This is a genomic window from Pseudoxanthomonas mexicana, from assembly GCF_010093385.1.
Classification (GTDB): Bacteria; Pseudomonadota; Gammaproteobacteria; order Xanthomonadales; family Xanthomonadaceae; genus Pseudoxanthomonas_A; species Pseudoxanthomonas_A mexicana.
This window is the reverse complement of the sequence record NZ_PDWV01000005.1, coordinates 58516-84914: the sequence shown is the minus strand read 5'-3', so window position 1 is coordinate 84914 and position 26399 is coordinate 58516. Positions and strand designations below refer to the sequence as shown.

26 protein-coding genes are annotated in these 26399 nt (G+C 68.2%); 15 read left to right on the top strand and 11 right to left on the bottom strand.

The window, feature by feature from the left end; translation table 11 throughout:
* The 4 genes from CSC76_RS03425 to arsH all read right to left on the bottom strand — a co-directional run bounded on the left by CSC76_RS03425 (position 1) and on the right by arsH (position 2650).
* Positions 1-345 carry a DUF3658 domain-containing protein gene (locus tag CSC76_RS03425; protein WP_162108652.1) on the bottom strand — a complete coding sequence of 115 codons (345 nt, stop codon included), beginning with the start codon at positions 343-345 and terminating at the stop codon, positions 1-3.
* A gap of 7 nt (positions 346-352) precedes the next feature.
* On the bottom strand, positions 353-1462 hold the full coding sequence (locus CSC76_RS03420) for an S-(hydroxymethyl)glutathione dehydrogenase/class III alcohol dehydrogenase (protein ID WP_162108651.1): 1110 nt from the start codon (positions 1460-1462) through the stop codon (positions 353-355).
* Positions 1463-1476: 14 nt separating this feature from the next.
* Positions 1477-1752 carry a formaldehyde-responsive transcriptional repressor FrmR gene (gene frmR, locus CSC76_RS03415; protein WP_162108650.1) on the bottom strand — a complete coding sequence of 92 codons (276 nt, stop codon included), beginning with the start codon at positions 1750-1752 and terminating at the stop codon, positions 1477-1479.
* 79 nt (positions 1753-1831) lie between these two features.
* Positions 1832-2650, bottom strand: a complete 819-nt coding sequence (arsH, locus tag CSC76_RS03410) for an arsenical resistance protein ArsH (protein WP_162108649.1) — start codon at positions 2648-2650, stop codon at positions 1832-1834.
* A gap of 41 nt (positions 2651-2691) precedes the next feature.
* Between arsH and CSC76_RS03405 the strand changes: the two genes are divergently transcribed.
* The 6 genes from CSC76_RS03405 to arsN2 all read left to right on the top strand — a co-directional run bounded on the left by CSC76_RS03405 (position 2692) and on the right by arsN2 (position 7405).
* Positions 2692-3027, top strand: coding sequence for an ArsR/SmtB family transcription factor (locus CSC76_RS03405; protein ID WP_162108648.1), 336 nt, complete (start codon positions 2692-2694; stop codon positions 3025-3027).
* Between the two features lie 32 nt (positions 3028-3059).
* Entirely contained in the window at positions 3060-4085 is a 1026-nt protein-coding gene (gene arsB, locus CSC76_RS03400) for an ACR3 family arsenite efflux transporter (protein ID WP_162108697.1), read from the top strand.
* 42 nt (positions 4086-4127) lie between these two features.
* Positions 4128-4622, top strand: a complete 495-nt coding sequence (locus tag CSC76_RS03395; protein WP_162108647.1) for an arsenate reductase ArsC — start codon at positions 4128-4130, stop codon at positions 4620-4622.
* A gap of 44 nt (positions 4623-4666) precedes the next feature.
* The gene (locus tag CSC76_RS03390; protein ID WP_162108646.1) at positions 4667-5671 is read left to right on the top strand and encodes an ArsJ-associated glyceraldehyde-3-phosphate dehydrogenase; all 1005 of its coding nucleotides are present in this window, start codon (positions 4667-4669) and stop codon (positions 5669-5671) included.
* A 4-nt stretch (positions 5672-5675) separates the two neighbouring features.
* Positions 5676-6896, top strand: coding sequence for an organoarsenical effux MFS transporter ArsJ (arsJ, locus tag CSC76_RS03385; protein ID WP_162108645.1), 1221 nt, complete (start codon positions 5676-5678; stop codon positions 6894-6896).
* Between the two features lie 77 nt (positions 6897-6973).
* On the top strand, positions 6974-7405 hold the full coding sequence (gene arsN2 / locus CSC76_RS03380) for an arsenic resistance N-acetyltransferase ArsN2 (protein WP_162108644.1): 432 nt from the start codon (positions 6974-6976) through the stop codon (positions 7403-7405).
* A gap of 38 nt (positions 7406-7443) precedes the next feature.
* On the opposite strand, the gene CSC76_RS03375 is transcribed toward arsN2, so the two are convergent.
* A complete protein-coding gene (locus tag CSC76_RS03375; RefSeq protein ID WP_162108643.1) occupies positions 7444-8808 on the bottom strand; it encodes a glutamate--cysteine ligase in 1365 nt (454 codons plus the stop codon).
* Between the two features lie 176 nt (positions 8809-8984).
* On the opposite strand from CSC76_RS03375, the gene CSC76_RS03370 reads away from it, so the two are divergent.
* On the top strand, positions 8985-9701 hold the full coding sequence (locus tag CSC76_RS03370) for a VIT1/CCC1 transporter family protein (protein WP_162108642.1): 717 nt from the start codon (positions 8985-8987) through the stop codon (positions 9699-9701).
* Positions 9702-9704: 3 nt separating this feature from the next.
* Here CSC76_RS03370 and yihA read toward each other — a convergent pair whose 3' ends face one another.
* A complete protein-coding gene (gene yihA / locus CSC76_RS03365; RefSeq protein WP_162108641.1) occupies positions 9705-10304 on the bottom strand; it encodes a ribosome biogenesis GTP-binding protein YihA/YsxC in 600 nt (199 codons plus the stop codon).
* Between the two features lie 128 nt (positions 10305-10432).
* On the opposite strand from yihA, the gene CSC76_RS03360 reads away from it, so the two are divergent.
* The 4 genes from CSC76_RS03360 to CSC76_RS03345 all read left to right on the top strand — a co-directional run bounded on the left by CSC76_RS03360 (position 10433) and on the right by CSC76_RS03345 (position 13690).
* On the top strand, positions 10433-11215 hold the full coding sequence (locus CSC76_RS03360; RefSeq protein ID WP_162108640.1) for a c-type cytochrome: 783 nt from the start codon (positions 10433-10435) through the stop codon (positions 11213-11215).
* Positions 11216-11314: 99 nt separating this feature from the next.
* Positions 11315-11971, top strand: a complete 657-nt coding sequence (locus CSC76_RS03355; protein WP_162108639.1) for a thiol:disulfide interchange protein DsbA/DsbL — start codon at positions 11315-11317, stop codon at positions 11969-11971.
* A 97-nt stretch (positions 11972-12068) separates the two neighbouring features.
* The gene (locus tag CSC76_RS03350; RefSeq protein WP_162108638.1) at positions 12069-12890 is read left to right on the top strand and encodes a thiol:disulfide interchange protein DsbA/DsbL; all 822 of its coding nucleotides are present in this window, start codon (positions 12069-12071) and stop codon (positions 12888-12890) included.
* Positions 12891-12913: 23 nt separating this feature from the next.
* Positions 12914-13690, top strand: a complete 777-nt coding sequence (locus CSC76_RS03345) for an endonuclease/exonuclease/phosphatase family protein (protein WP_162108637.1) — start codon at positions 12914-12916, stop codon at positions 13688-13690.
* Between the two features lie 98 nt (positions 13691-13788).
* On the opposite strand, the gene CSC76_RS03340 is transcribed toward CSC76_RS03345, so the two are convergent.
* Together CSC76_RS03340 and CSC76_RS03335 are read right to left on the bottom strand one after the other, a co-directional pair.
* Positions 13789-16680 carry a TonB-dependent receptor plug domain-containing protein gene (locus CSC76_RS03340; protein ID WP_162108636.1) on the bottom strand — a complete coding sequence of 964 codons (2892 nt, stop codon included), beginning with the start codon at positions 16678-16680 and terminating at the stop codon, positions 13789-13791.
* 210 nt (positions 16681-16890) lie between these two features.
* The gene (locus CSC76_RS03335; protein ID WP_238394860.1) at positions 16891-17673 is read right to left on the bottom strand and encodes a sulfite exporter TauE/SafE family protein; all 783 of its coding nucleotides are present in this window, start codon (positions 17671-17673) and stop codon (positions 16891-16893) included.
* Between the two features lie 77 nt (positions 17674-17750).
* On the opposite strand from CSC76_RS03335, the gene CSC76_RS03330 reads away from it, so the two are divergent.
* The 3 genes from CSC76_RS03330 to CSC76_RS03320 all read left to right on the top strand — a co-directional run bounded on the left by CSC76_RS03330 (position 17751) and on the right by CSC76_RS03320 (position 21822).
* On the top strand, positions 17751-19709 hold the full coding sequence (locus CSC76_RS03330) for a transglycosylase SLT domain-containing protein (protein WP_162108635.1): 1959 nt from the start codon (positions 17751-17753) through the stop codon (positions 19707-19709).
* Positions 19710-19833: 124 nt separating this feature from the next.
* Positions 19834-21063: a multifunctional CCA addition/repair protein gene (locus CSC76_RS03325; protein ID WP_162108634.1), complete on the top strand. Its 1230-nt coding sequence runs from the start codon at positions 19834-19836 to the stop codon at positions 21061-21063.
* A 99-nt stretch (positions 21064-21162) separates the two neighbouring features.
* Entirely contained in the window at positions 21163-21822 is a 660-nt protein-coding gene (locus CSC76_RS03320; RefSeq protein WP_238394859.1) for a DUF3011 domain-containing protein, read from the top strand.
* 12 nt (positions 21823-21834) lie between these two features.
* Here CSC76_RS03320 and CSC76_RS03315 read toward each other — a convergent pair whose 3' ends face one another.
* From CSC76_RS03315 to CSC76_RS03305, 3 genes are read right to left on the bottom strand one after another with little or no spacing between them, the layout of a single operon-like run.
* Positions 21835-22512: an MliC family protein gene (locus CSC76_RS03315; RefSeq protein ID WP_202923472.1), complete on the bottom strand. Its 678-nt coding sequence runs from the start codon at positions 22510-22512 to the stop codon at positions 21835-21837.
* Between the two features lie 28 nt (positions 22513-22540).
* Positions 22541-23773, bottom strand: a complete 1233-nt coding sequence (locus CSC76_RS03310) for a sensor histidine kinase (protein ID WP_162108693.1) — start codon at positions 23771-23773, stop codon at positions 22541-22543.
* Positions 23774-23805: 32 nt separating this feature from the next.
* Positions 23806-24498 carry a response regulator transcription factor gene (locus CSC76_RS03305; RefSeq protein ID WP_162108633.1) on the bottom strand — a complete coding sequence of 231 codons (693 nt, stop codon included), beginning with the start codon at positions 24496-24498 and terminating at the stop codon, positions 23806-23808.
* Positions 24499-24634: 136 nt separating this feature from the next.
* Here CSC76_RS03305 and CSC76_RS03300 point away from each other — a divergent pair, with 136 nt between their 5' ends.
* On the top strand, positions 24635-26353 hold the full coding sequence (locus CSC76_RS03300; RefSeq protein WP_162108632.1) for an ArnT family glycosyltransferase: 1719 nt from the start codon (positions 24635-24637) through the stop codon (positions 26351-26353).
* The last annotated feature ends 46 nt before the right edge of the window (positions 26354-26399 follow it).

The following is a 26399-nucleotide window of genomic DNA, read 5'->3' as shown; positions in this document are numbered from 1 at the left end:
TCAGGCAACTCCCGTTGCGGGCGGTAGACGGATCTCGAAGGTCTTCAATGCACGCGCATCGCCTTTCGTCTCGATGCGCGATGCCTCGGCAAGCAGCCGGATCCGGGATGCGTAGAACATCTCCGGCAGATCCTCGTATTCGTCCGGGGCGGCAATCATGACGCCTGCGGTGATGAAACCCGCCTTCTTCCACTCACGACCCAGCGAAGACAGGATCGCCTGATCGATCTTCAGCAGGTCGTGTTCACCCAGTCGCGCAATCGCATCGCGGGCTTCCTGGTCGAGGGCGCCGCCCTCCATCGCTGCGTCAGGCGTCGCGTCAAAGGGGGACTTTTCAAAGGACATGGTCATCTCAGTAATGCACCACCGACCGGATCGACTTGCCTTCGTGCATCAGGTCGAACGCTTCGTTGATCTCGTCCAGCGGCATGGTGTGGGTGACGAAGGGCGCCAGTTCGATGTCGCCCTTCATCGCGTCCTCGACCATGCCGGGCAGCTGCGAACGGCCCTTCACGCCGCCGAACGCCGTGCCCATCCACTTGCGGCCCGTCACCAGCTGGAACGGACGCGTGCTGATCTCCTGCCCCGCACCGGCGACGCCGATGATGACGCTCTGGCCCCAGCCACGATGCGCGCACTCCAGGGCGGCGCGCATGACGTTGACGTTGCCGATGCATTCGAAGGAGTGGTCCACGCCCCAGCCCGTCATCTCCACGATCACCTGCTGGATGGGCTTGTCGTAGTCCTTGGGATTGATGCAGTCGGTGGCACCGAACTGCCGCGCCATCTCGAACTTCGAAGGATTGGTGTCGATGGCGATGATGCGGCCGGCCTTCGCCTGGCGCGCGCCCTGGATCACGGCCAGGCCGATGCCGCCCAGGCCGAATACCGCGACCGAATCACCTGCCTGCACCTTGGCGGTGTTGTGCACGGCACCGATGCCGGTGGTGACGCCGCAACCCAGCAGGCAGACGTGTTCCGGATTCGCCTCGGGGTTGATCTTCGCCAGCGAGACCTCGGCGACCACCGTGTATTCGCTGAAGGTCGAGCAGCCCATGTAGTGGTACAGCGGCTGGCCTTCATAGGAGAAGCGTGAGGTGCCGTCCGGCATCACGCCCTTGCCCTGGGTGGCGCGCACCGCCGTGCACAGGTTGGTCTTGCCGCTCTTGCAGAACAGGCACTCGCCACACTCGGCGGTGTACAGCGGGATGACGTGGTCGCCCGGCTTCACGCTGGTGACGCCCTCGCCCACCTCGACCACGATACCGGCACCTTCATGGCCCAGCACGACCGGAAACAGTCCCTCCGGATCCTCGCCCGACAGCGTGAAGGCATCGGTGTGGCAGACGCCGGTATGGGTGATCTTCACCAGCACTTCGCCCTTCTGCGGCGGGGCGACGTCGATCTCGACGATCTTCAGCGGTTCGCCTGCGGCGAAGGCGACGGCGGCACGGGATTTCATGGCGGCACTCCTGCTTATTTCAGATAGGAACGGACCAGCGCGACGGCGGCATCGATGCCGGCCTCGCGCTGTTCGGGTGTCGAGGCGGGGTGCGCGGATTCCTCGCGCAGATGGCTTTCCAGGATTTCCGACATCAGCCCGTTCACCGCACCGCGCACGGCGGCGAGCTGCTGCAGCACGGGCGCGCAGTCGGCGCCGTCCTCCAGCGCACGCTCGAGCGCATCCAGCTGACCACGGATGCGGCGCACGCGCGTAAGCGCCTTCTTCTTGTCGGCGGGGGAATGGGGCATGTCGGCCACGCACCTCGATAGTGGGGGGGAGTATAAGTCACTCACCCCCGCACATGAAGCCCCGCCCGTCCGGCTATCGCTACGTGGTGGCGCAGCAGGCGGGACCGCAGCAGGGACTGGCCGGTACGGCGGCGACCTCTTCCTGACGCGCTTCGGCAAGCGGGGTCGCTACAGGTGCGGTCTCTTCAGCCACGCCGGACGCGGCTGTCACGGCGCGGGCCGCCAGGTCGCCCTTGCGTTCGCTGTAGCGGCTGGTCAGGTAGTCGCTGCGGTCGCGCACCAGCAGGGTGAACTTCACCAGTTCCTCCATCACGTCCACCACGCGGTCGTAGTAGGGCGAGGGTTTCATGCGGCCTGCTTCATCGAATTCCTGCCAGGCCTTCGGCACCGACGACTGGTTGGGGATGGTGACCATGCGCATCCATCGACCCAGCACGCGCAACGCATTGACCACGTTGAACGACTGCGAGCCGCCGCACACCTGCATGACCGCCAGTGTGCGGCCCTGGGTGGGGCGCACGCTGCCCTCGGACAGCGGCAGCCAGTCGATCTGGTTCTTGAACACCGCCGACAGGGTGCCGTGGCGTTCCGGACTGACCCAGACCTGGCCCTCGGACCACTGCGACCACGCGCGCAGCCGCTGCACCTCCGGATGGTCCGCACCCACGCTGTCCAGGATGGGCAGGTCGTGCGGATGGAACACGCGCGTCTCCGCACCGAACTGCTGCAGCAGACGCTCGGCCTCCAGGGCCAGTTTTCGGCTGAAGGATTGCGGGCGCAGCGAGCCGTACAGAATGAGGATGCGCGGCGGGTGCTCCGAACCGGCGATCGCGAGCTTGTCGGCGTCCGGCATGTCGAAGGCCTCGGGCGCGAGCTGCGGCAGCAATGTAACTGTCATGTCGGCTTGTTAGGCTGTAATTGTTCGATTATTCTAGAATTATGGAAATAACAAACGCAACCGTTGCCCTGGCCGCCCTCGGCCAGACCACTCGCCTGGCGGTCTTCCGCCTGCTGGTCGAGGCCGGCCCCTCCGGTCGCATGGCGGGCGAGATCGCCGAGACGCTGGGACTTCCGGGGGCGACGCTGTCGTTCCACCTGAAGGAACTGGTGGCCGCCGGGCTGGTGCAGAGCGAGGCACGCGGGCGGCACGTCTGCTACCGGGCCGACTTCGCGGCGATGAACGGGTTGATCGAATTCCTGACCCGCAACTGCTGCGGTGGCGACACGGCGCAATGCGCGCCTGCCGCACCGTGCGGCCCTGAAGGTTGCGCATGACGGCAGCCGATACGCCGCCGCTGTCGCGCCGCATGGGCAGTTTCGAGCGCCACCTGACCTGGTGGGTGCTGGGCTGCATCGGCGTGGGCACGGCGCTGGGCTATCTGCTGCCGGGCGCGTTCGCCACCTTGGGGGCAGCGGAAATCGCCAAGGTGAACCTGCCGGTGGCGGTGCTGATCTGGCTGATGATCATCCCGATGCTGCTGAAGATCGACTTCCGCGCGATGAGCGACGTGAAGCGGCACTGGAAGGGCATCGGCGTCACCGTGTTCGTGAACTGGGCGATCAAGCCGTTCTCGATGGCATTGCTGGCGTGGCTATTCGTGCGCCATGTATTCGCCGGTCATCTGCCTGCAGCGCAGATCGATTCGTACGTGGCCGGGCTGATCCTGCTGGCGGCAGCGCCGTGCACCGCGATGGTGTTCGTATGGAGCCACCTCTGTGATGGCGAGCCGCGCTTCACGCTCAGCCAGGTCGCGCTGAACGACGCGATCATGGTGGTGGCCTTCGCACCCATCGTCGGCCTGCTGCTGGGCATCTCGTCGATCACCGTGCCGTGGGCGACGCTGATGCTGTCGGTCACGCTGTACATCGTGGTGCCGGTCATCGTCGCGGCGATGCTGCGCGGCTGGATACTGCGCCGCGGCGGCGAGGTCGCGCTGCAGGCGCTGCTCAAACGGTTGGGCCCGGTATCGCTGGGCGCGCTACTGCTCACGCTAGTGCTGCTGTTCGGTTTCCAGGGCCGCCAGATCGTCGACCAGCCGCTGATCATCGCGATCCTCGCGGTGCCCATCGTGATCCAGGTGTATTTCAACGCCGGCGTGTCCTACTGGCTGAACCGCAGGCTGGGCGTGGCCCATTGCGTGGCGGGCCCGTCGGCGCTGATCGGCGCCAGCAATTTCTTCGAACTCGCCGTGGCCACGGCCGTGGGCGTGTTCGGCGTGCATTCCGGCGCGGCGCTGGCCACGGTGGTCGGCGTGCTGGTGGAGGTGCCGGTCATGTTGTCCGTGGTCCGCATCGTCAATGCGTCGAAGCCCTGGTACGAACGCCGCGCCTGATTCCTTCCTCCGCACCCACTCCCCTTCCTTCAGGACTCGCCCATGGACCGCCCCTACAACCTGCTGTTCCTGTGCACCGGCAATTCCGCCCGCAGCATCCTGGCCGAGGCCATGGCCAACCACCTGGGCAAGGGCCGCTTCCATGCCTATAGCGCAGGCAGCCATCCGCGCGGACGCGTGCATCCGATCGCGCTGCAGATCCTGCAGGACGCCGGCCTGCCGACCGCGACACTACGCAGCAAACCGTGGGATGAGTTCGCGACCGCCGACGCGCCACCGATGGACCTGATCATCACCGTCTGCGACAAGGCGGCTGGCGAAGCGTGCCCGGTTTGGCCCGGCCATCCGGTCACGGCGCATTGGGGGGTCGAAGATCCCGCCGCCGTCGCCGGCTCATCGGAGCAGGTACGCCAGGCCTTCGCCCATGCGCTGCACCTGCTGCAGCACCGCATCACGTTGCTGTTGGCGCTCAAGCCCGAGGCGCTGGATCGCCTGGCGCTGGAGACGCGGGTGCGCGAGATCGGCAGATCGTCCTGAACGCCACACCCCGCTTCCATTCCTTTTCCACCCAAGAACCTTCCATGAGCATTCGCGTTGGCATCAACGGCTTCGGCCGCATGGGCCGCCTCACCCTGCGTGCGGCCTGGGACAATCCCGACCTGCAGTTCGTGCAGATCAACGACCCCGCCGGCGACGCCGCCACGCTGGCGCACCTGCTCGCTTTCGATTCGGTCCACGGCCGCTGGGACCGCGGGATCACTGCCGAAGGCGAGGCACTGGTGATCGAAGGCACACGCATTCCAGTGACGCGCAACAAGGACATCGCGGCGACCGACTGGTCGGGCTGCGACGTGGTGATCGAATCCTCGGGCAAATTCCGCAAACCCGACGTGCTGCAGCCGTACCTGGACCAGGGCGTGAAGCGCGTCGTGGTGACGGCGCCGGTGAAGTCGCCGGGCGTCCTGGACGTGGTTGTAGGCGTGAACCATCACCGCTTCGATCCGGCCCAGCATCGCATCGTGTCCGCCGCCTCGTGCACGACCAACTGCTTCGCGCCGGTGGTGAAGGTGATCCACGAAGGCATCGGCATCCGCCACGGCAGCCTGACCACGATCCACAGCCTGACCAACACGCAGGTGATCGTGGATGCGCCGCACAAGGACCTGCGCCGTGCGCGTGCGTGCGGAAGCAGCCTGATCCCGACCTCGACGGGCTCGGCGACCGCCATCGCCGAAATCTTCCCCGAGTTGAAGGGGCGACTGAACGGCCATGCCGTGCGTGTACCGCTGACCAACGCCTCGCTGACCGACTGCGTGTTCGAAGTGGAGCGTGCAACCACGGTGGAGGAAGTGAACGCGCTGCTGAAGACCGCCGCCGACGGCATGCTGGCCGGCATCCTGGGCTACGAAACGCGACCACTGGTGTCGATCGATTACCGGACCGATCCGCGCTCCAGCATCGTCGACGCGCTGTCCACCCTGGTGATCAATGGCACGCAGGTGAAGCTGTACGCCTGGTACGACAACGAGTGGGGCTACGTGAACCGCACCGCGGAGCTTGTGCACCTGGTCGGCAAGGCGGGCTGACGGCATGCTCGCGCGCCTGTCGGCCGATGTCCGCCAGTACCTGCTGATCACCGGCAACTACTGGGCCTTCACCCTGACCGACGGCGCGCTGCGCATGCTGGTGGTGCTGCACTTCCACCAGCTGGGTTACAGCCCGTTGCAGATCGCGATGCTGTTCCTGTTCTATGAAGTCTTCGGTGTGATCACCAATCTGGTGGGTGGATGGCTGGGCGCCAGGATCGGCCTCAACCGGACCATGAACATCGGGCTGGCGATGCAGGTCGTGGCCCTGTCGATGCTGCTGGTGCCCGCGGCCTGGCTGACGGTCCCGTGGGTCATGGGCGCGCAGGCCCTGTCCGGCATCGCCAAGGACCTCAACAAGATGAGCGCCAAGAGCAGCATCAAGCTGCTGGTGCCGGGCGACAGGCAGGGCACGCTCTACCGCTGGGTCGCCGCATTGACCGGCTCGAAGAATGCGCTGAAGGGCATCGGGTTCTTCCTTGGCGGCGCGCTGCTGGCCACCGTGGGGTTCGCGGCCGCGGTGGCGATCATGGCCGGCGCACTGCTGCTGGTGTGGCTGTTGAGCCTGCTGTTGCTCAAGCGCGACCTGGGCAAGGCCAGGGCCAAGCCGAAGTTCCGCGAGATCTTTTCGAAGAGCCGTGCCATCAACCTGCTGTCGGCCGCGCGGATGTTCCTCTTCGGTGCGCGGGATGTCTGGTTCGTGGTGGCGCTGCCGGTGTTCCTGGCTTCCACGCTGGGCTGGGATTTCTGGCAGGTGGGCGGATTCCTCGCGGCGTGGGTCATCGGCTACGGGCTGGTGCAATCGTTCGCACCGCACATCACCGGGCGCGCTACGGGTCGCTTGCCTGATGGGCGCTCGGCCAGCGCGTGGGCCGTTCTGCTCGCCATGGTGCCGGCAACGATGGCGGCGCTGCTGGTCTACGGCGTGCCGGCGGCATGGGTGCTGATCGTCGGGCTGACGGTCTTCGGCGTACTGTTTGCGCTGAATTCTGCGCTGCACAGCTATCTGATCGTCAGCTATGCCAGCGAAGACGGTGTATCGCTGGACGTCGGCTTCTACTACATGGCCAACGCCATGGGACGCCTGCTGGGCACGGTGCTGTCGGGCTGGGTTTTCCAGCGATGGGGCCTGGCCGCCTGCCTGGCGATCTCCGCCGCGCTGATCGCCGTGGCGGCGGCGGTGTCGGTGGCGCTTCCGCGATCTACCATGCACGTGAGAGGCTGAGCAGCAGGCTTCCGGCTGCCGCATCGGCTTCGAGGCATCATCGCCCTTGCACACCGTACGACACCCCGGGAAACACCATGACTTCGATACGCCCTTCCCGCGCCGACGACATCGACGCCATCACCGCACTGCTGGAAACGCATGCCTTGCCGACGGCCGACCTTGCCGCCTCGCAGGTGGCCTTATGGGTTGAGGAAGAGGATGGTCGCATCGTGGCCGTGATCGGCCTGGAACAACATGGCGACACAGGCCTGCTGCGCTCGCTGGCGGTGTCGCCCCTGCACCAGGGCAAAGGCCATGGCCAACGTCTCGTGCAGTCCCTGGAAGCCGAGGCGCGCATGCGCGGCATCACCGGGATCGTGCTGCTAACGCAGACAGCGGACGCCTTCTTCGCACGGCTGGGCTACGACGTGGTCGCGCGCGACACCGTGCCCGATGCCGTGCGCGACAGCGCGGAGTTCCGGTCTCTGTGCCCCGCCAGCGCCCTCTGCATGCTCAAGCCGCTGTAGTCAGCGCGGAGCGGCCTGGTGCCTTGAGGCGGGATGAGCTAGTACGCGAACTCGCGGAAGACGCGGTCGATATCGCCCTGCCAGGGGCCATTGAACAGGGCGAGCTTGCGCTCGGCCGGGGTCTCGTTCGCCTCGACGATCTCCACCAACGCATCGAGGAAGCCGGCTTCGTCCACGCCCTTGCTGTTGAGTCGCGCGCGGCGCTGCAGGCCGCCGATGGCGATCTTCACCGCCTCGCGGGCGAGGTCGCGCACGGTACCACCGCGGAACGGCAGCTTCAGCGCATGCTTCGGCACGCCGTCGCGCAGGGCGTGGCGTTCGGCCAGCGAGAAATCCTTGACCAGGTCCCAGGCCGCATCGAGCGCGGCATCGTCGTACAGCAGGCCCACCCAGAACGCGGGCAGGGCGCAGATGCGGTTCCAGGGGCCGCTGTCGGCGCCGCGCATTTCCAGGAATTTCTTCATCCGCACTTCGGGGAAGGCGGTGGTCATGTGGTCGGACCAGTCGCGCAGCGTGGGCAGGGCGCCCGGCAGCACGTCCAGCTCGCCCCGCAGGAACTTGCGGAACGACTTGCCGCTGGCATCGTGGTAGATGCCGTCGCGATAGGAGAAATACATCGGCACGTCGAGCAGGTAGTCGACGTAGCGCTCGTAGCCGAAACCGTCCTCGAACACGAAATCGAGCATGCCGGTGCGGTCGCCGTCGGTGTCGGTCCAGATGTGCGAACGGTAGCTCTGGTAGCCGTTCGGCCTGCCCTCAGTGAACGGCGAGTCGGCGAACAGCGCCGTGGCCACCGGCTGCAGTGCCAGCGACACGCGGAACTTCTTCACCATGTCCGCTTCGCTGGCGTAGTCCAGGTTGACCTGCACCGTGCAGGTGCGCGTCATCATGTCCAGGCCGAGCTGGCCGACCTTGGGCATGTACGCCTTCATGATCTGGTAGCGACCCTTGGGCATCCACGGCATCTCGTCGCGACGCCATTTGGGCTGGAAGCCCATGCCGAGGAAACCGAGCTGCAGTTCGTCGGCGACCTGCTTCACTTCCTTCAGATGCGTACCGACTTCCACGCAGGTCTGGTGGATCGTTTCCACTGCGGCGCCGGACAGTTCCAACTGGCCGGCGGGCTCCAGCGTGACCGAGGCACCGTCCTTCGACAGGGCGATCACGCGCCCCTTCTCTTCGATCGCCTCCCAGCCGAAGCGGGTCAGCCCCTTCAGCAGCGCCTCGATGCCGCGGTCGCCGTCGAAGCTCGGCGGGCGCAGGTCGTCCAGGCGGAAACCGAACTTCTCGTGCTCGGTGCCGATGCGCCAGTCGGCACGTGGCTTCTCGCCGGACGCGATGTAGTCCACCAGCTGGGCGCGGTCGGTGATGGGGGTGTCGGCGACGTGGCTGGGACTGGACAAGGGCAGGACTCGCAAGCAGAAGACGCGACGCCGGGCGTGCGTGCCCCATCGCAAGGCCGGCACTATAACGTGACCTCCCGCACGCGATCGTTGCCGCGGAAACGCCGCAGTATCCCATCCATGGAGACGATGACGCCCGGTCGACGCACGGGGGCGGACCGGCGTACGCTGTCGGCATGCCACGCCATCCCCGCACTCCGGTCACACGTCACCGCGAACTGCACCGCACCGATCGTGTCGGATGGTTGCGTGCCGCCGTGCTGGGCGCCAACGACGGCATCGTCTCGGTGGCCGGCCTGGTGGTGGGCGTGGCCACCAGCGGGGCGACGCCGTCCACCATCCTGCTGACCGGCGTCGCCGGCCTGGGTGCCGGGGCCATGTCGATGGCGGCCGGCGAATACGTCTCGGTGCAGTCGCAGGCCGACGCCGAAGCCGCCGCCCTCGCCCTGGAAAAGAGCGAACTGCGCGACATGCCGGATAGCGAGCTGGCCGAGCTGACCCAGATCTATGTCGGCCGCGGACTGGGGCCCGCACTGGCGCGCCAGGTGGCCGAACAACTCACCGCACGCGATGCCCTGACCGCACACATGCGGGACGAGCTGGGCATCACCGAGGAACTGCGCGCGCGTCCGGTGCAGGCGGCACTGGCGTCCGCCGCCGCTTTTACCGTCGGCGCCCTGCTGCCGATCGCCACCACCGTGCTCGCACCGGCCGGGAAGGTGGCCATGGTCACCACCGCCGCCACCCTCGTCGGTCTGCTGTTGTCCGGTGGCCTGGCGGCGCGCGTGGGCGGCGCGCCGGTCCTGCGCGGCGCGTGGCGGGTCGGGTTCTGGGGTGCGATGGCGATGGGCGCGGCCGCGCTGGTGGGCCGCCTGTTCCACGTCTCGATCTAGCGGCTACAGGCCCAGCCAGCCGGCCACCACGGCCCGGGCCTCTTCCACACCCTGCTTGGACTCGGCCGAAAAGGTCTGCACGCCGACGGTGTCGCCGAAGGAGGAGAACAGCTCCTTCTTCACCGCCTGCAACGCCTGCGCCTGCTGGCCGCGCCCCAATTTGTCGGCCTTGGTCAGCAGGGCATGGGCCGGCAGGCCGCGCTGCACGGCGTAGCCGAGCATCTGGCGGTCGTAGTCCTTCAGCGGATGACGGATGTCCATCACCACCACCAGGCCCCGAAGCGCCTCGCGGGTGCGGAAATACTGGTCGATGAAGGCCTGCCAGTGCGCCTGCAGCTCCTGAGGCACCTTGGCGTAGCCGTAGCCGGGCAGGTCCACCAGATAGCGGTCGGGCTGGACCTGGAAGAACACCAGCTGCTGGGTGCGGCCGGGCGTCTTGGAGACCCGGGCCAGGCCGTTGCGGTGGGTCAGCGCATTGAGGGCGCTGGACTTGCCGGCATTGGACCGGCCGGCGAAGGCCACCTCGGTGCCGCCATCGGCCGGCAGCTGCCGGGTGGTGTGCGCCGAAAGCAGGTACTGGGCGGGATTGAGCGGGTTCGACATGCCGCTAGGATCGCACGGGCGGGCCGGATCCGCGGCTGAATTGACCGCAACGGCCGGCCGCGACGATAATTCGCGGGTTTCGCGGTGGCCTTGGGCGCCGCATCAGTCAAGGGTTTCGGAGCTTTAGCATGCGCCACGCTCGCGTTATGGGACTTGCCGGACTGGCCGTGTTGGCCGTGGGCGCAGTCGCTTTTGCACAGACCACCGTGGTCCCGGTGCCGGACAATGCGCCGGTCGAGACCGCGCCGCTCGACATCAACCTGGCCAAGACCACCTGGGGCGATGCCAAGGCCGGACAGACCAAGGCGGCCGCCTGCGCGGCCTGCCACGGCGCCGACGGCAACCCCAGCGATCCGCAGTACCCGCGCCTGGCGGGCCAGAGCGAGCGCTACATCGCCCAGCAGCTGGCGCTGTTCGCCTCCGGCGAGCGCAATACCGGCATGGCCGCGGTGATGGCGCCGTTCGCCCAGACCCTCAACGCGCAGGACATGCGCGACGTGGGCGCATACTTCGCCACCCAGAAATCCGGTGCCGGCCTGGCCGACGACAGCCTCGTGGCGGACGGCCCGTACCAGGGCATGAAGTTCTATGAAGTCGGCCAGCAGCTGTACCGCAACGGCGACGCCAAGCGCGGCGTGCCGGCCTGCATGGCCTGCCACGGCCCGACCGGCGCCGGCAACCCGGGCCCGGCCTACCCGCACATCGGCGGCCAGATGCAGGACTACACGGCCCGTCGCCTGACCGAATACAAGGCCGGCACCACCACGCTGAAGGACCCGGCCCACTTCAACATCATGGCCCAGGTGGCCGGCCCGCTGACCGAGCAGGAAATTCAGGCCCTCGCCAGCTACCTGCAGGGCCTGCACGCGCGCGCCGACGACCTGGCAGCGGCGAAGGCCGGCGGCAAGTAACCCCGCGAACTTCCGCCGCCCCGCGCGGTCGGAAGTGCAAGCTCCTGTTCATTGCGCCGGCCCCACCATGGCCGGCGTTTCTTTTTCCTGCGATGGAGAATGCCGATGGCGTCCCGCCTGCTGCCCGTGCTGATCACCCTGCTGGCCCTGCTGCCGGCCACTGCGCTGGCCGCGGCGCCGGCGCCCGCGCCGCTGGTCGAAGGGCGGGATTACGAAGTGATTGCGGAAGGCAGGCCGTTCGCACCGGCCAAGGGCAAGATCGAAGTCGCCGAGGTGTTCGGCTACACCTGCATCCACTGCGCGCACTTCGAGCCCACCCTCGCCGCGTGGAAGAAGACCCTGCCCCGCGACGTCCAGCTGACGCCGGTGCCCGCCGCCTTCGGGGGCTACTGGATTCCCTATGCCCGCGCCTTCTTCGCCGCGCAGCAGCTGGGCGTGCAGCCGCGTACGCACCAGGCCGTGTTCGACGCCCTGCACAAGACCGGCGCCCTGCCCATCCAGAACGCCTCGCCCGAGGAGATCGCCGGCTTCTACGCCAGCCAGGGCGTGGACCGCGCCCGGTTCATGGCGGCCCTGCGCGGACCGCAGGTCGATGCGCAGCTGGCCCGGGCCCGCGACTGGGTGGCCGCCGCCGGCGTGGAAGGTACGCCGACGATCATCGTCAACGGCAAGTACCGCGTCATCGGCGGGCGCACCTACGACGACATGCTGAAGATCGCCGAGCGGCTGGTGGCCCGCGAGCGCGCCCGCAAGTGACGATCCCGTCATGGCGGCCTTCGCGGACGCCATGCAGAATGTCCCATTCCCGGCCCGGCCGGCGCCCCTCTTCTCTCGACCCGTTGGAGCACGCGCGATGAAATTCCGCCACGCCTTGATGCTGTCCCTGCTGCTGCCGGTGCTGGCCGCCTGCGGACCGAAGCCATCCACCGACACCACGCCGACGGGTGATGCGCCGGCCGCCACGGCCCCGGCCGACACCGCTGCGCCGCCGGCCGATACCTCCGCCGCGCCCGCCAATGCCGCCACGCCGTCCACCGACGCGGTGCCGGATGCGGCAACGGCCGCCAACACCAATCCGGTCCTGCCGCCGGAAGGTCCGGCGCCGGTCGCCGGCCGCGATTACGAGGAAATCGCCGGTGGCCAGCCCTACGCCCCGCTCAACGGCCAGGTGGAAGTGGTCGAAGTGTTCGGCTACGTCTGCCCGGCCTGTGGTGCGTTCGCGCCGCGCATGAGCGCATGGAAGGCCCGGCTGCCGGCCGACGTGCGCGTGAGCTATGTGCCGGTGGCCTTCGGCAAGGCCTGGGAACCCTACGCCAAGGCCTTCTATGCCGCCGAGGCCAAGGGCCTGGTCGACAAGACCCACGACGCCGTGTTCAACGCCATCCACCTGCAGCGCACGCTGCCCGGCGAAGGCAAGCCGCCGGCGGATCCCGCGCAGCTCGCCAAGTTCTACGCCGGCTACGGCGTCGACCCGCAGGAGTTCGTCGCCCTGATGAACAGCTTCGCGACCAACGCCAAGATGGGCCGCGGCATGCAGTTCGCGCAGCGCTCGGGCGTTGCCAGCACCCCGACCCTTGTGGTGAACGGCAAGTACCGCGTGACCGGTGGCCGGACCTGGGACGACGTGCTGCGCATCACCGACCACCTGATCGCGATGGAGCGCGCCAAGCGCTGAGGCGCGCGGAAGCCCCCACTTCCATGACCGAATCCGCTCCTGCCGCCGCGCGCCGCCTGCGCGTGCTCAGCGCCAACATCCAGGCCGGCTCCAGTACCCGCCGCTACAGCGACTACGTGACCCGCAGCTGGTCGCATGCGCTGCCGGCAGGCAACAAGCGCGGCAGCCTGGACGCCATCGCGCAACTGGCCGGCCAGCACGACATTGTCGGCCTGCAGGAGGCGGATCCCGGCAGCCTGCGCTCGGGCTTCACCAACCAGACCCACTATCTGGCCGAGCGCGCCGGCTTCGATTACTGGACACACCAGCCCAACCGCAATGTCGCGCGGGTGGCCGGCAGTGCCAACGGCCTGCTCAGCCGGCTGGAGCCGGTCGAGGTCACCGACCACAGCCTGCCCGGCCGCATCAGCGGCCGCGGCGTGCTGATGGCCCGCTTCGGCGAGGGCGCGGAAGGTCTGACAGTGGCCGTGGCGCATCTCTCGCTGGGCGCGAATTCGCGGCGTTCGCAGTTGGCCTTCATCGGCGAACTGCTGTCGGACTATCCCCACGCCGTGCTGATGGGCGACTTCAACTGCGTACCGGATACGCCGGAGATGGACCTGCTCTACAAGCGCACCCGCCTGCGCCCGCCGGCGTTCTGCGTGCCCACGTTTCCGAGCTGGCGTCCGCAGCGGGCGATTGACCACATCCTGGTCAGCGAGGGCCTGCGCGCCGACAACGCACGCGCCATGCCCGCCGCCAATTCCGACCACCTGGCACTGGCGATGGACATCGACGTACCGGGCAGCGCGCTGCGCTGAAGCCGTCGCGCCCCGGAGCACGCCATGCGACCGGGCTCCAGCCAAAAGCAGAGAGCCGCCCGTAGGCGGCTCTCCTCTATAGCAACCACGGACGATCTTCAGAACCGGTAGTCCGCGCTCACGTACCAGAACGCACCCGGCAGGTCGTACGTACCGGCGTCGTAACCGTTGAGCGAACAGGTCACGCACACCGGCGGCTCCTTGCCGAACACGTTGTTGGCGCCCAGCGACAGCTTCAGGCCGTTCAGCGCGAAGGCGTCCTTCCAGCCGAACTGCACGTCGTTGTAGGTGGTGGAGCCCAGGGTGTTGACGCCCTCGTCGTTGAGGCAGCCGGGTACGGCGGAGATGACGGCGTTGCCGCAGTCTTCCTTCACCGTACTGATGTAGCGCACGTTCCAGGTGGCGTCGAAATTGCCGCGCTTCCAGCCCAGCTGCAGGTTGCCCTGCCAGCGCGGGATGGCGCTGTCGGAGACTTCCCAGCCCACCTGCCGCTGCGAACGGTTGCCATCGATGTCCACCGCTTCGTAGTTGAAGACGGTCGTGGCCTGCAGTGCCGCGGTCAACACGCCCCAACCCCAGTCCGGACTGGCCCAGTTGACCTTCACGTCCAGGCCATCGGTCTCGATGGTGGCCAGGTTGTCCAGGAAGTTCTCCGGCGGATTGAGGTTGCCGCTGCTGCCGCGGGTGAACGGCGAGCACAGCGCCGGATCCTGGCCGCCGGCCGCGAGGCAGGCATTGAGCAGCGCCTGGATGTCGCGCGGGGCAATCGCATCATCGATCTTGTGGTGGTAGTAGCTCAGTTCGAAGTCCAGCTTGTCCGACCACGACAGCCCCTCGGCCCAGCCCGGGCTGTACACCACGCCCACCGTGTAGCTGTCGGATTTCTCGGGTGAAAGGTCCGGGTTGCCACCGGTGAAGGTGGTGATCTGCGTGTTGGCCTGTTCGAAGTTGTTCGGCACGCCCTGTGCCACGCACGCGGCTTCCAGTCCCGCCGAAACGCCGTCTGTGGTGTCCACCACCGGCGAACCGGTCGGACCGCACGGGTCGACCAGCGTCGCGCCGAACTGGGTCAGGCCGTACAGCTCGCCCAGGTTCGGCGCGCGGAAGCCCTGCGAGTAGGTGCCACGGAAGACCAGATCCTCGACCGGCTGGAAGCGGAAGCCCAGCTTGCCTGTGGTCTCGCTGCCGAAGGTGGAGTAATCGGAGAAGCGCACCGCGGCACTCAGGTCCAACGAGGCGAGCACGGGGAAGTTGAACTCGGTGTAGACCTCGCTGACGTCGTAGTCGGCCGACACCGGCGCAGCGAAGGAGTCCTGCGACTCGCCCGTCTGGCGTAGCGGATCCGGGTTGAACTCGCCCTTGTAGCGGCGATGCTCCACACCGGCCGCGAACTGCGCCATGCGGTCGCCCATGCCGAACAGGTCGCCGGTCAGGTTGGCCGACGCGATGTCCAGCACCTGCTTGCTGCTGTCGATCTGGCGCGTGCGGATCCAGTCGATCATTTCCTGCGTCATCGGCCGGCCCTGGCCGCCGAACAGGTCCAGCGGCACGCAGCCGGGCACCGCCGCGCAGACCGTCGGGTCGCCGAGCGCCAGCGCGATGTTGGCCATGTTGTAGCCGTTGAGGAACACCTGTTCGGCCTTGTTCTCGGCATGCACGTAATTCGCATCCCAGCTGAAGCTGCGGTCGCCGAGGTTGAACAGCCCATCCAGGCCGAGGTTGAAGTAGGTGGTGTCCACATCCTGGTTGAAGATGCGCGGGCCGACTTCCACCGGGCGCTTGGTGATCCAGCCGAAGTTCTGCCCGGGGATCAGGTCGATCCCGAACGGGTTGTAAGGATTCGCCGCCGAAATCATGATGGTGTCGGCGATGCCGCCGGTGCCTGCGTACGGACCCACGAAGATCGGTTCCGGTGCGGCCTGGTTGGCGGACTGGCGATTGTTGTAGAGCATCTTCGCGTGCAGGCGCACGTTGTCGGTCAGGTCGACGTTGACCGAACCGAACATCGACTTGCGCTTGCTCGGCGTCAGCAGCAGGTTGTACGGCGCGAAGTTGAAGCGGTCGGCCCCGGTGAAGTCGTGGTACGTGCCGGCCGAGGGATCGGCCGGGTTCCAGACCGGCGTGGTGGTGCCGTCGTCCAGGGCCAGGTCGTAGAAGAATTCTTCGCTGGGCGTGCACGATCCATAGCTGCCCACCGGCCGTGCCGGATCGCAGAACGTGAAGCGGCCCTGCGGGATCGCCGAGCTGCCGGCGGCCAGACCCGCGCCGGGTTCCGGCCACGCGGACTGCTCCCAATCCGCTGCGCTGATGCGCTTCTGCTCGTAGTAGCTGGCCGAGAACACGCCATTGAAGCGCTCGCCGCCACCGCCCAGCGTCAGCGAGGCCTCGGTGGTCTCGCCGCCGCGGCTGTATTCGCCGTAGTAGGTGTGGACCTCGACGCCTTCGAACTTCTTGCGGGTGATGATGTTCACCACGCCGGCGATGGCGTCGGAGCCATAGATGGCCGATGCGCCGTCCTCCAGCACTTCGATGCGATCGACGATGGACAGCGGGATGGTGTTGAGGTCGGCGCTGCCACTGACGCCCGACGCGGACGACTCATTCACCCAGCGGATGCCGTCCACCAGCACCAGCACGCGCTGCGAGCCCAGATGGCGCAGGTCGACCTGCGCGGAGCCGGCGCCGATGCCGCCGCCGTCGGAGGGATAGCCGAAGTTGCCCGAGGAATTGAACTTCGCGTTCAGCGCCTTGCCGCCGGCGGTGAGCTGCTGGAGGATTTCGCCAACGCTCTGCACGCCCGTCTGGGCGATCTTCTCGCGGTCCAGCACGAACACCGGCTGCGCGGTCACCGCATTGGTCTGCTTGATGCGGCTGCCGGTCACGGTGACCGTATCGAGGGTGGTGGCCTCCTGCGCCACGGCCACGGCGGGAATGGCGAGGAATACGGCAATCTGGATGGCCGAAGCCAGTTTTTTGCGGCGTGCTTTCATGGATGCTCTCTCCGGAGGGACGGGCCGCCCGGCCGATGCCGGGCGTCGTGCGCCTTCGTTGTAAAGAACCCGTAAAACACCTACAACGGAAACAAGTCACCGTTTCGAAAATGGTAACGAAGATTATCTTGGAGTAAATGTATATACCAAGAGTTTCTACACGCAGACGTCACAAGCATTAACACGTAAACGCATGTAGATAATGTGCTGTCAGCCGCTGGCCAGGATGGCGATGCCCATCATCACCATGAACGCGGCGAACACCTGTTTCAGCGCCTTGCCGCCGATGCGATGGGCCAGCCTGGTGCCGTAGGGCGCGGCCAGCACGGAGGCGATGGCCACCCCGATGGCGGCAGGCAAGTAGATGTAGCCCACGGCATGCGCCGGCAATGCGCCGGCGGGCGCATGCAGCGCATAGCCCGCCGCGCTGGCGATGCCGATGGCCACGCCGCACGCGCTGGACGTGCCCACGGCACGCACCGGCTGCACGCCGCGCCACACCAGCAGCGGCACGGTCATGCTGCCCCCACCGATGCCGACCACCGCCGATACCGCGCCGATGACCGAACCAGCCGCGCTGATGCCCACGCCACGGGGCGCAGCTACGCCACGTCCTTCCGGATGCGCGCGGCCACCGAACACCATCTGCGCCCCCGCGATGAAACAGTAGCCGGCGAGGATCCAGCGCAGCACCCGGTCGTCCAGATGGACCGCCAGACCGCTGCCCAGCCAGCCGCCCAGCAGCAGGCCCGGCACCATCCACGCCACCGTCGGCCACAGCACACTGCCGCGGCGATGGTGCGCGTACGCCGACGAGGATGCGGTCAGGATGATGCTGGCCAGCGAACTGGCCAGCGCCGCATGCATCGCGGCCTCCTTCGGAATGCCGTGCAGCGGCAGTATCCACGCCAGTGCCGCCACCAGCACCAGGCCTCCGCCGATGCCGAGCAGGCCTGCCAGGATCCCGGCCACCACGCCGAGCACGGGGAACATCCACACACCTTCCAAGCCTCACCTCGACGTCGTGTCCATCTACAGGGACGTTCAGCCGGCATGGGTATAGTCCCGGCATGGTCCGCATTCCCCTCATCGTACTCGCTGCCGCCACCGCCCTGTGCCTGTCCGTACGCGCTCACGCGCAATCGCTCGAGGCCCAGCGCCCCGCATTCCGCACTGCGCTCGCCAACGCCGAAGCGGGTCGCCTTGAACCCGCCAGCTCGGCCGCACTGGCGCGCCATCCCCTGTCCGGCTGGCTGGAGTTCGCGGCGCTGCGCCACGACCCTGATGTCGTGACGAGCGCGCAGGCCAGGGACTTCCTGCGCCGCCACGACGGCCAGGCGGTGGCCGCCCAGTTCCGCACCCTGTGGCTGGCGGCCCTCGCCCGGCGCCAGGATTGGCCGACCTTCCTCGCCGCCTGGCAGCCCACCGACAGCGTGGCCCTGCAGTGCGCCCACCTGCAGGCGCGCCAGGCCACCGGACGCCTCGATGCCGCATGGACGGAACAGGCGCAGGCGATCTGGCGCAAGGGTGCCAAGTCGCTGCCCGACGGCTGCGACCCGGTGTTCAACGTGCTCGCCACCCAGGGCGGCCTTCCAGCGGCGCTGCGGTGGGAGCGCATCGAAGCCGCGGCCGCCGAGCGCCAGACCGGAGTCATGCGCAGCGCCGCACGCGGCCTGCCGACGGATGAAGCGGCGCTCGCCAACGATTACGCCGCCTTCATCGATGCCGTCCATCCGCGCGCGCTGAACTGGCCGAAGACCGACCGCAGCCGACGCATGGCCGCCCATGGACTGGCGAAGCTGGCGCAATCCGATCCGGACACTGCCGAACGCCTGCTGCCGCAGTACGCGGATGCATTGGGCATGGGCGACACCGAGCGCGGCCAGGTGCTGTACCAGATCGCGCTGTGGACCGTCGCCTCGTACGGACCGGATTCCGCCCACCGGCTCGGCAACGTGCCCGAATCGGCCTACGACGAGCGCCTGCACGAATGGCGCGTGCGCGAGGCGATGTCCCGCGGCGACTGGCCGGCGGCGCTCGCGGCGCTGCAGAAGATGCCACCGTCGCAGCGTACGGATTCGCGCTGGCGCTACTTCGAGGCGCGCATGAGCGAGAAGACCGGTGATCGCACCGGCGCGCAGCGCCTGTTCCGCGAGGCCGCCACCAGCCCCACCTTCCACGGCTTCCTCGCCGCCGACCGGCTGGGGCAGGACTACGCGCTGTGCGCCTGGATCCCCCGCGATCCGCCCGACGCCAAGCAGGCGGTGGCACGCGATCCGGCCATCGTGCGCGCGATGGAACTGTGGCAGCTGGAGCGCCCGGGCTGGGCCACGACGGAATGGAACGAAGCGCTGTCGCGCTTCAACGATGCCCAGCGGCGGATCGCGGTGGAGGTGGCGCGCGACAACGGCTGGTTCGACCGCGCCGTGTTCTCGCTGGGCAGGCAGCCCGAGGAGCAGCGGCTGTACGAATTGCGCTTCCCGCTGCACCACGGCGACACCATCCGCCGCGAGGCGGCCCGGCATGCCATCGACCCGGCCTGGGTCGCCGCCGAGATCCGCGCCGAGAGCATCTTCAATCCGAAGGCCCGCTCGGGCGCGAACGCGATGGGCCTGATGCAGGTGCTGCCCGGCACGGGCGCGGGCGTGGCCAAGCGGCTGGGCATTCCCTATGCCGGTGCGTCCAGCCTGTACGACGCGGACACCAACATCGCCATCGGCACGGCCTACCTGCGCGAGATGGAGGGCAAGTATGGCGTGCCCTATGTCGCCATCGCCGCCTACAACGCCGGGCCCGCACCGACGGCACGCTGGCAGTCGCAGCGCCCCGGTTTCGATCCCGACCTCTGGATCGAGACGATCAGCTACAAGGAAACGCGCGAATACGTGGCGCGCGTGCTGGCCTTCAGCGTGATCTACGACTGGCGCCTCAACGGCAATGCGTTGCCGGTGAGCGACCGGATGATGGGGCGCGTGCAGGCCAAGCGCAAAGCGTTCACCTGCCCCACCGCGCAGATGCCGAAGAGCTGAGGCCGGCGATGCCTGCCGTGGGAGCGGCGTAAGTCGCGATGGCGCAGGTCGTGCTGATTCGCGGCCACGCTCCTACAACCGCTCACCGCAGACAGTGATGTTGCCGATCCGGCATCATGGCGGCATGAAGACCTATCTCGTCGGCGGCGCGGTACGCGACCGGTTGCTGGGCCTGCCGCCCGGCGATCGCGACTGGGTGGTGGTCGGCGCCACCCAGGCCGGGATGGAAGCGCGAGGCTTCAAGGCCGTGGGTCGCGACTTCCCGGTGTTCCTGCATCCCGATACCGGCGAGGAGTACGCACTGGCGCGGACCGAGCGCAAGAGCGGCCGTGGCTATCGTGGCTTCGTCGTCGATGCCGATCCTTCGGTGACGCTGGAAGAGGATCTGCAGCGGCGCGACTTCACGATCAATGCGATCGCGCAGGCCGACGATGGCACGCTCGTCGATCCGTACGGCGGCGCGCGCGACATCCAGGCTCGCGTGCTCCGTCATGTGGGCCCGGCTTTCGTCGAGGATCCCCTGCGGGTGTTGCGCGCCGCGCGTTTCATGGCGCGGTTCGCCCCGTTGGGCTTCACCCTCGCGCCGGAAACGGTGGCGCTGATGCGTACGATGGTCGACAGCGGCGAACTGGATGCGCTGGTGCCCGAGCGCGTATGGCAGGAACTGCGGCGCGCACTGGCGTCCACGCAGCCATCGGCCTTCCTGTCCACGCTGCGCGACTGCGGTGCGCTGGCCGTGGTGCTGCCCGAAGTGGATGCCCTGTACGGCATACCCCAGCGCGCGGAATACCACCCGGAGGTGGATACCGGCATCCACCAGGAAATGGTCTGCGACATGGCGGCGCGGCTCGCGCCGGGCGACGCGCGGATCGGCTTCGCCGCACTGGTGCATGACCTGGGCAAGGCCTTGACGCCGGCCGACGTGCTGCCGAAACACATCGGCCACGAGCATGCCGGGGTGAAGCCGGTGATCGCGCTGTGCGAGCGGCTCAAGGTCCCGGTCGATCATCGCGAACTGGCGGTGATGGCCTGCCGGGAACACCTCAACGTGCACCGCCTGTTCGAGCTGCGCGATGCCACCGTGACCGAACTGCTCGCACGCTGCGATGCGTTCCGCCGGCCGGAACGCATTCCTTGGCTGGCCACGGTCTGCGAGGCCGACAAGCGCGGTCGTGGCGGCCAGGAGGCGGCCGACTATCCCCAGGGGCGCGCCCTGGTCGACCTGCACCGCGCCGCGCTGCAGGTCAGCGCACGCGATGTGGTGCGGGAAGGCATGACGGGGGTGCAGATCGGTGAGGCGCTGCAGGCCGCCCGGGTGGCCGCCGTCCGGGAGCGACGGCGAGCGGACAGCTGACGGACGGTCGCGATTTCGGCTCACATTCAGCGCGCGCCGAAGGTATGGTGGCGACGCGGCCGGGGAGGCCGCACCCTGCCACCCTGCGAAGGACCCGTCATGGAACGCATGCGCATCCTGCTGTCCGTCTGTCTCGTCGGTACCGGCCTGTGGAGTGCCGACGCCCGCGCCGACGACTACGTCACCTGCGAGAGCCGCAACGACCGCTCCCAGCGTTGTCCGATCGCGACCGCCGGCTACGTCACGCCCGACCGGCCACTGTCCGGCGCGTCCTGCACGCAGGGCCGCACCTGGGACTACAGCCGCCGCGAGATCTGGGTGGACGACGGCTGCCGTGCGACGTTCCGCGTGCATACCGGTTCGTCGGGACACCACGACGACCACGACGCCAAGGTCGCCGCAGGCGTATTGATCGGCGCCGCCATCCTGGGCGCCATTGCGCACAACGCGAACAAGCATGACGACCGCTACGATGACGACCGCTACCAGGGGGCGCGACATTCCTCGTACGTGCCGTCCTGGATGGTCGGCAGGTTCGAGGGCTACAACGCGGTCTATGACCGCGACGTCACCCTGACCATCGATGCCGATGGCCGCGCCACTGCGCGGACGCGCGACCAGACCGTCGACGGCTGGATCAACGAGGGTCGCCTCAACGTGGGCAACACCGTGTTCGACGTCGACCAGACGCGCGACGGCCTGGTGACCACCCAGGTGGGCGATCGCCACAACGAGGTACGTTATCGCCGCGTGCGCTGAAACGGCGTGGCGTTACGGGACGGGCTTGCAGCTGAGCTTGTTGCCGAAGAAGTCGACGGTCGCTTCCCCCTGGTGCTCCCAGTATTCGATGCCGACGCGGCCGTACTTCGCGCCACTGGCCGCCGGCTGCGGAAACACGATCGCCTGGTCGTTGCCCCAGGTCATCACCGCCGCCTGCGGATCGATGTCGTTGTAGTACACCATGGTGAAAGGCTTGCGGTTGTCGCTGCAGCGGTACTCCACGGTCGTGGGAACCACCCGCCCGGGCGCGCCGATCGCCAGTTCCACCAGCCGGGTCCGGTACGCCTCCAGCACGCACAGGCGCAGGTCGTCCGCCTTCCAGCACGCATCGCGTTCCTTCACCCACCCGCGCTGCAAGGCCGGGTCTGCGTCCGTGAATTGGGCGTAACGCGCGGCCAGCTGACGATCCAGCGCCGCCAGTTCGGCATCGCCGCAGACCAGCTTCTCGGCGGCGCTGCCCGCCCTGGCGCAATCGAAGGAGGGCGGTGCCAGCGCGGGCGCAGTGGGCGAAGCGGCCGATGGCACCTTCGGTGACGTTGCCGGCGGCGGCGCAGCCGGCACGGCGGGCGGTGGAGGCGGCGCCGGCGTGCAGGCCGCCAGCAGGATGAAGGCAGGACACGACAGCGGCAGCTTCATGGCGATGCGCTCGACTCGGTGGCGACGGGCCATGCTAGCGCCATCCGGACGAAAGTCCGCGTCAACGCGACAGGCGCAACCGGCTGATCGTGCCGCGCCCCGGCGCGGACTGGATGGACAGGGTCCAGCCCAGGTGTTCGCACAGGCGGGCCAGCAGATCCAGGCCGATGCCGCCGCCCTCGCGGCCGCCGCCGCGGGCCATCTGTGCGTACAGCCGACTGATGTCCTCCGGCGTCATGCCATGGCCGGGGTCCTGCAGGGTGACGGTGGCGTCGGCATCCAGCCGCACGTGGATCTGGCCGCGGTCGCTGTTCTCGATCGCGTTGCGCAGCAGGTTGCCGATCGCGGCCTGGACGATGTGGAGCGGAGCGGACACGCTGCAGGGCTGCAGGTCGTCGACGATCACCTGCAGATCCTTGCCAGCCAGCAGGTGGCGGTGGTCGTCGATGATGTCGGGAAGCAGTTCGTGCAGCATCACCACGTCGCTGCTGCGCGACAGGCGCGCGGGATCCTTCGCCAGCGTCAGCAACAGTGCGATCAGGCGCTCGACGTCGCGTGCGGTGCGATGGATGCGCTGGACCTGCTGGCGCGCCGGCGCCGGCAGGACCGGTTGCTCCAGCGCCAGTTCGCTGGCGCCGGCGATGATGGCCACCGGCGTACGCAGCTCATGGCTGGTGGTGTCGATGAAGATGCGCTCGCGCTCGACGAAGGCTTCATGCCGACGCAGGTAGTCGTTCAACGCGCCGGCGATCACCACCAGCTCGGTGGTCGCTTTCTCGGGCACCGTGATGCGCTGCCCGGTCCTGTCCGGCGACAGTGTGCCGATGTCCGCCGCAAGCCCGGTCAACGGACGCAGCGATCGACGCAGGCCCCAGGCCACCAGCGCACCCATCACCACCACCAGGGTGATGGCCAGTCCGAGCACGATGAGCGTCAGCGTGTCTTCCTGCGATTCGAGCTCGGTGATGTCCAGCACCAGGGTGTACTTCACGCCATCGACGGTACGCACCAGCACCAGTACCTCGCGATCGCCGAGCATCAGCTCGTCATGGATGCCCTCCGGCAGGCTAACGACTTCGGGCGGCAACGGGCGCGCATCGGTGGAGGCGTACAGCTGCAGGTCGTCGGTGTCGCTCCAGCGGTAGCGTGGATCGTCGGCGCGGCGCTGCAGGTGGTGCTCGAGCTCGGTCTTCAGCAGCGAATCCCAGACCAGCCGCTCGGCGATCTCGTTGACCAGGAAGCCATGCAGCATCACCGCCGCCGTCAGCAGCAGGGCATAGCCGCCCAGCCACATCAGGATGTGCGCGCGCAGGCTGCGCCGGACCCTCACGCGTCCCCCGATGCGTGCAGCACGGCCAGCCGGTAGCCGGTCCGCGGCAGCGTCTGGATCAGCTTCACCGGAAACGGCCCGTCCACGCTGCGGCGCAGTTCGTAGATATGCGAGCGCAGCATGTCGCCATCGGGCGGATGGTCGCCCCACAGCGCGTGTTCCAGCTGTTGGCGGGTGACCGCGGCAGGACTGGCCTGCATCAGCGTTTCCAGCAGCTTGCGGCACGCCGGGTACAGATGCAGCGGCTGGCCGGCGCGCGTGGCTTCCAGCGTGGCGAGGTCGAGCTTCAGGTCGTGCACCTCCAGCACCTTGCGGCGCTGGCGGCCATGCACACGCGCCATCAGTGCCTCCAGCCGCACTTCCAGTTCCGGCAGCGCGAAAGGCTTGGTCAGGTAGTCGTCCGCGCCGGCACGAAAGCCGGCGATCTTGTCGGGCAGCTCGTCGCGCGCGGTCAGCATGATCACCGGCACGTCCGAGCCGTGGTCCTCGCGCAGGCGGCGCAGGACCTCGGGCCCCTCCAGCCGCGGCAGCATCCAGTCCAGGACGATCGCGTCGTAGACCTGGGTGCTGGCGAGGTGCAGCCCGGTGAGGCCATCCGGGGCGGCATCCAGGGTGTGTCCGCGCGCCTCGAAATAATCGAAGAGGTTCGCCACCAGACTCCGGTTGTCTTCGATGACCAGCAACCGCATCGGCGGATACCCAGCTGCGCGTAGGGGACCCGCAGTCTCGCAGGCCGGATGTCGAAGCGCCGTCGGAGTTCCGACGGTTCTCTTACGCGCCATGATCCACCATGATGCGTTCCGCTGCAGGCCACCGCGAACGCCGATGACCCCGATGCACCTCCGCAACGCCCCCCGCTGGCAGACCCCGCTGCTGCTCCTGCTGATGGCCTGGGCGCTGCTGGCCGGGCTGGGCATGCGCGAGCCGATGCCGGCCGACGAACCCCGCTTCGTGCTGGCGGCACGCACCATGGTGGAGACCGGGCAGTGGCTGTTCCCGCACCGGGGCATCGAGCTGTATGCCGAGAAGCCGCCCGTCTTCATGTGGCTGCAGGCCGCCAGCTACCTGCTGGTCCGCGACTGGCAGGTCGCCTTCCTGCTGCCGTCGCTGCTGGCGGCCCTGCTGACCCTGTGGCTGAGCGGCGACATGGCGCGCCGGCTGTGGGGGCGCCATGCCGTGCCGTACGCGGTGTTCGGCCTGTTCGTGTGCCTGCAGTTCGCGCTGCAGGCCAAGCGCGCCCAGATCGACATGGTGCTGGTGGGCATGACCACGCTGTCGCTGTGGGCGCTGCTGCGCTACCTGCTGGAGAAGCCGAGCCCCTGGCTGCTCGCCCTGGGGACCTTCGCCGCGGGCCTGGGCACGGTGACCAAGGGCGTGGGCTTCCTGCCGCTGCTGGTCTTCATCCCCTGGCTGTGGGTGCGGCTGAAATCGCGGCAGGCGCTGCCCCCGCATCGCGGCCTGCATGCGCTGGCAGGCCTGGCGGGCTTCATCGCGGGCGCGGGTGTGTGGCTGGTGCCCATGCTGTCGGTCGCACTGACCTCGGCCGATCCCGCCCTGCACGCCTACGCCCGCGAGATGCTGTTCAAGCAGACCGGCACCCGCTATGCCAACGCCTGGCACCACGTGAAGCCGGCCTGGTATTACCTGCAGACGATGCTGACGCTCTGGTTGCCAGGCGTGCTGCTGGCGCCCTGGCTGCTGCCCGCCTGGTGGCGGCGAGTGAAGCGCGTGGACGCACGCCATGCGCTGCTGCTGGGCTGGGCGCTGCTGGTGCTGGTGTTCTTCAGCGCCAGCCCCGGCAAGCGCGAGGTCTACATCTTCCCGATGCTGCCGGCGCTGGCGGTGGCCGCGGCGCCGTTGTTGCCCGGGCTGCTGCGCCGACGCGCAGTGCGCGCGACGCTGTGGGCCTACATGGCGGTGCTGGTGGTGGTGGCCGGCGCATTGGGCGCGTGGCTGCTGGCGGCGCCACCTGAACGCCTGCAATCGCTGGTCGAGGGCCGCGGCATGGACATGGACACCGTCGCCCAACTGGGCCGGTGGCTGGTGGGTTTCGCGATGGTCGCGGCGGTGGCGATGTTCGCCATAGCGCGTGCCTCCCGCCACCGCGTGGGGGTGGCCCTGGTGGCCGTCACCGCCGCCCTGTGGACGGCCTACGGCATGGGCTTCATGCCGGCGCTGAGCCCCGACAGCTCCGCCCAGGCGCTGATGCAGCGCGTGGGACAGCGGATCGGGCCGGACGCGGAGCTGGCCATGCTGGGCTGGCGCGAACAGCACCTGCTGCAGGCGGACCGCCCCGTCACCGACTTCGGCTTCAAGCAGCCGTGGGTGGACCAGTGGCAGCACGCGCATGCCTGGTTGCTGGAAGCGCCGGAGCGTCGCTGGCTGTTCCTGCGCAAGGAAGCCATCGGGCCCTGCCTCGATCCGGCGAAGGTCGTCGACATCGGCGCTTCCAACCGGCGCGCATGGATCCTCGCGCCCGGCGACGCATGGCGGGAAGGCTGCGATGTGCCGGCCGACTGGTCGGCCGATGTCAGCGAAGACTGAATCCGCAGCAACGGCACACGCGCGCGAGAATCATTCGCGCGCGTTT

Bases quoted from the DNA above. Each gene is read 5' to 3' on its own strand.
- CSC76_RS03310 (WP_162108693.1), bottom strand. From the start codon at position 23,773: ATGTGGCTGGGCGGCTATGCCCTGCTGCTGACGGCGGCGGTGATGCTG.
- CSC76_RS03420 (WP_162108651.1), bottom strand. From the start codon at position 1,462: ATGAAATCCCGTGCCGCCGTCGCCTTCGCCGCAGGCGAACCGCTGAAG.
- CSC76_RS03360 (WP_162108640.1), top strand. From the start codon at position 10,433: ATGCGCCACGCTCGCGTTATGGGACTTGCCGGACTGGCCGTGTTGGCC.
- CSC76_RS03320 (WP_238394859.1), top strand. From the start codon at position 21,163: ATGGAACGCATGCGCATCCTGCTGTCCGTCTGTCTCGTCGGTACCGGC.
- CSC76_RS03305 (WP_162108633.1), bottom strand. From the start codon at position 24,498: ATGCGGTTGCTGGTCATCGAAGACAACCGGAGTCTGGTGGCGAACCTC.
- arsJ (WP_162108645.1), top strand. From the start codon at position 5,676: ATGCTCGCGCGCCTGTCGGCCGATGTCCGCCAGTACCTGCTGATCACC.
- CSC76_RS03300 (WP_162108632.1), top strand. From the start codon at position 24,635: ATGACCCCGATGCACCTCCGCAACGCCCCCCGCTGGCAGACCCCGCTG.
- arsH (WP_162108649.1), bottom strand. From the start codon at position 2,650: ATGACAGTTACATTGCTGCCGCAGCTCGCGCCCGAGGCCTTCGACATG.
- CSC76_RS03330 (WP_162108635.1), top strand. From the start codon at position 17,751: ATGGTCCGCATTCCCCTCATCGTACTCGCTGCCGCCACCGCCCTGTGC.
- CSC76_RS03335 (WP_238394860.1), bottom strand. From the start codon at position 17,673: ATGTTCCCCGTGCTCGGCGTGGTGGCCGGGATCCTGGCAGGCCTGCTC.
- arsN2 (WP_162108644.1), top strand. From the start codon at position 6,974: ATGACTTCGATACGCCCTTCCCGCGCCGACGACATCGACGCCATCACC.
- frmR (WP_162108650.1), bottom strand. From the start codon at position 1,752: ATGCCCCATTCCCCCGCCGACAAGAAGAAGGCGCTTACGCGCGTGCGC.
- CSC76_RS03340 (WP_162108636.1), bottom strand. From the start codon at position 16,680: ATGAAAGCACGCCGCAAAAAACTGGCTTCGGCCATCCAGATTGCCGTA.
- CSC76_RS03370 (WP_162108642.1), top strand. From the start codon at position 8,985: ATGCCACGCCATCCCCGCACTCCGGTCACACGTCACCGCGAACTGCAC.
- CSC76_RS03395 (WP_162108647.1), top strand. From the start codon at position 4,128: ATGGACCGCCCCTACAACCTGCTGTTCCTGTGCACCGGCAATTCCGCC.
- CSC76_RS03355 (WP_162108639.1), top strand. From the start codon at position 11,315: ATGCCGATGGCGTCCCGCCTGCTGCCCGTGCTGATCACCCTGCTGGCC.
- CSC76_RS03405 (WP_162108648.1), top strand. From the start codon at position 2,692: ATGGAAATAACAAACGCAACCGTTGCCCTGGCCGCCCTCGGCCAGACC.
- CSC76_RS03315 (WP_202923472.1), bottom strand. From the start codon at position 22,512: ATGGCCCGTCGCCACCGAGTCGAGCGCATCGCCATGAAGCTGCCGCTG.
- CSC76_RS03345 (WP_162108637.1), top strand. From the start codon at position 12,914: ATGACCGAATCCGCTCCTGCCGCCGCGCGCCGCCTGCGCGTGCTCAGC.
- CSC76_RS03325 (WP_162108634.1), top strand. From the start codon at position 19,834: ATGAAGACCTATCTCGTCGGCGGCGCGGTACGCGACCGGTTGCTGGGC.
- yihA (WP_162108641.1), bottom strand. From the start codon at position 10,304: ATGTCGAACCCGCTCAATCCCGCCCAGTACCTGCTTTCGGCGCACACC.
- CSC76_RS03350 (WP_162108638.1), top strand. From the start codon at position 12,069: ATGAAATTCCGCCACGCCTTGATGCTGTCCCTGCTGCTGCCGGTGCTG.
- CSC76_RS03390 (WP_162108646.1), top strand. From the start codon at position 4,667: ATGAGCATTCGCGTTGGCATCAACGGCTTCGGCCGCATGGGCCGCCTC.
- CSC76_RS03425 (WP_162108652.1), bottom strand. From the start codon at position 345: ATGTCCTTTGAAAAGTCCCCCTTTGACGCGACGCCTGACGCAGCGATG.
- arsB (WP_162108697.1), top strand. From the start codon at position 3,060: ATGGGCAGTTTCGAGCGCCACCTGACCTGGTGGGTGCTGGGCTGCATC.